The organism is Borrelia persica No12 (assembly GCF_000500045.1).
Lineage (GTDB): Bacteria > Spirochaetota > Spirochaetia > Borreliales > Borreliaceae > Borrelia > Borrelia persica.
The window spans coordinates 1-2,377 of the sequence record NZ_AYOT01000118.1 but is presented as its reverse complement, the minus strand read 5'-3'; the positions used below and the strand labels follow the sequence as shown (position 1 = coordinate 2,377).

Below are 2,377 nucleotides of genomic sequence, written 5' to 3'. Positions count from 1 at the left end.
TTGTTCCATTGTCATTTGTTGATTATTAATTTTACTTTCTTGCATATGTGTTTTTGGTAGATTTTTATTCATATTAATCTCCTAATCTAGTTATTTATAAAATCAAATATACAAAAAAAACATGTTTTTGTCAAGTTTTTAAATAAAATACTGATGCACTTATTAACATTAAACGTAAAAACTTAAGCTTAATTAAAAACTCTTCATAAGAATCCTTAATTAAGCTTAAGAGCTTACAAGAAACGAACATAGATTAGGTAGTGTAAAATGAATAGCACTACTAATAACGATTATCCTACAACAAATTTAAAGTAAAATCAACTGATATCTTAAACAGATAATAACACTTTAACTATCTATTTATTTTTGATATTTATTTGAACCTTTAAAAACAGTTCGTAATTCTTCTAACCACTCTCTTTTTTCATCAAAGAGCATCTCAAGCAGAAAACTAGTAAACTTTGAGTCCTTTTTATAATAGTCATAACTAGCTTGTTTCTTAAGTTGAAAGCGTAATGGTTTAATTGGATTTATCTTTGATTTTTTTAGTGTTTTACATTCCTTATCCCTCAACAAACTTAATATTTGCCTAAATCCATTTTCTAATACAAATTTTTCTTCTAATAATCCTTGCTGTAAAGCCTTTGCAATTTTTATATAATTATAAGCCTGAGTTTTAGCAACATCATAACCTTTGATAAAAGCATCAAAACTTTTACAGCCATCATGTTTATAATACTCATTCTCTTTGATCTCATTTAAAATCTTCATACATTCTATTTTATTATAGATTCCTTCCCTAAGATTAATATATAACCTTTTTTTAAGTGTATTATAATGAGCCTTTTCTTTGTCATAATTACAAGATTCGAAGAGTAGTGCATTCCCTTCTGAATCAATATTTCTTTTATGAATTTTTAATTCCTTGTCAACTTCCATATTCAACCTCTTAAAATTATATTTAACTAGTTCAACGCGTTGAACTAATATTCGCAATCAACTATTTCAAAAAAATTAATTAAGGAATTTTTATATTCTTGAATATAATCTTTTTCAAAGTCAAAGACATCATTTTCAGCTATTCTTCTATTCAAGTCTTCTCGTTCTGATATAATTCCCAAAAAATTACTTTTTGTATTTATTATTTCTAATAATCGTTTATGTGTATTATTTTTTTTAAATCTAGTAATAATAAAAAAAATAGGAAGCTCTAAAGCTATTTTTTCCATAAAAAATTTCAAAAGATCAAAGCTTTCAATTGTCCATTTTTCTGCTGTCATTGGTACTATCACATAATCACAACATATTAAAGAACTAGTTAATGTAAAATCTAAACTTGGTGGTGTATCAATTATTATATAATCATACTTAATATCTAAATATTTTAGGTCATTTTTTAATTTAAACTCACTAAGAGTGTGTTTATACCCAAATGCATTTATGCTATGTAAAGTTAAATAACTAGGTATTAAATCCAAATTATTCTCAACATTTAAAATCGAACTATTGATATCTAATTTATCTATTAAAACTTCATATATGTTATTTATTCTTAAATCTATATTCTGTTTTTCTATTTTTTCATAAAAAAAACTAGTAGTAGAAGCTTGGGTATCTAAATCTATTAAGAGTACTTTATATTGTTGAGATAACAATGTTGCAAATATGATCGAACTTGTGCTTTTTCCAACTCCACCTTTAATATTCGTAAAAGTCATTATTTTTGGTTTTTTTCTATCCATTTTTTTATTACACCCCCATCCGGCAACTTTCGATTGTAAAATTCATAAACTTGCCGTTCTAAATTTGTTATCATATCAAATAAAAATCTACCATATTGTGTTTCTGCCTTCTCTTTTTTCAGCAAACGAGAAATTCCTTTAATGTAACAGAAAACACTTCCTTTTTTAAATCTGAATTCTATATAGCAAACCTTTGAAAAGGTGGAAGCTTTTAAAAACCCGTTTTCTTCATATCTTCGAACTATATTTTTTATCGGTTTTCTACATCCATAATAAATTCCTAAAAATTTGTCATCATCTTTTAAGGAAAATAAGCTAAACCATTCTATTTGTTCTTGATTGAATAAATCTCTCAACATGATGAAAAATTTATATTTTTGTCTTTTATCAATTCCAAATGCATAAAAGTCCATCATTATTTTAGTATGATATATTTTCTTATTATTAATATCTTCTACTTTAATAAAGAGTTTTTTATTTTTGGTTTTTGCCTTAATTTCAACTTTTTTTTCTTTAAGGCGTTCTAATACACTCTCCATTAATTACCCTCAAGTTACGATTTTCTCACTCTCTCTTATTTTTAAATATCCTTTTTCTTCTATTATTTCGAAGATTTCGTTGTAATAATGGTTGTT

Annotated in this window: 3 protein-coding genes; all 3 read right to left on the bottom strand. The window is 24.9% G+C overall.

What is annotated here, in order from left to right:
• Nucleotides 1–360: 360 nt before the first annotated feature.
• From U881_RS0102405 to U881_RS0102395, 3 genes are read right to left on the bottom strand one after another with little or no spacing between them, the layout of a single operon-like run.
• Entirely contained in the window at nucleotides 361–939 is a 579-nt protein-coding gene (locus U881_RS0102405) for a chromosome replication/partitioning protein (RefSeq protein ID WP_024653122.1), read from the bottom strand.
• 44 nt (nucleotides 940–983) lie between these two features.
• Nucleotides 984–1,742, bottom strand: coding sequence for a ParA family protein (locus U881_RS0102400; RefSeq protein WP_024653121.1), 759 nt, complete (start codon nucleotides 1,740–1,742; stop codon nucleotides 984–986).
• Nucleotides 1,718–2,281, bottom strand: coding sequence for a DUF226 domain-containing protein (locus U881_RS0102395; RefSeq protein ID WP_024653120.1), 564 nt, complete (start codon nucleotides 2,279–2,281; stop codon nucleotides 1,718–1,720). Before U881_RS0102395 ends, U881_RS0102400 begins: the two co-directional genes overlap by 25 nt.
• Nucleotides 2,282–2,377: the final 96 nt, after the last annotated feature.

Excerpts from the sequence above, each read along its gene's own strand:
- U881_RS0102395 (WP_024653120.1), bottom strand. The coding sequence starts at position 2,281 with ATGGAGAGTGTATTAGAACGCCTTAAAGAAAAAAAAGTTGAAATTAAG.
- U881_RS0102400 (WP_024653121.1), bottom strand. The coding sequence starts at position 1,742 with ATGGATAGAAAAAAACCAAAAATAATGACTTTTACGAATATTAAAGGT.
- U881_RS0102405 (WP_024653122.1), bottom strand. The coding sequence starts at position 939 with ATGGAAGTTGACAAGGAATTAAAAATTCATAAAAGAAATATTGATTCA.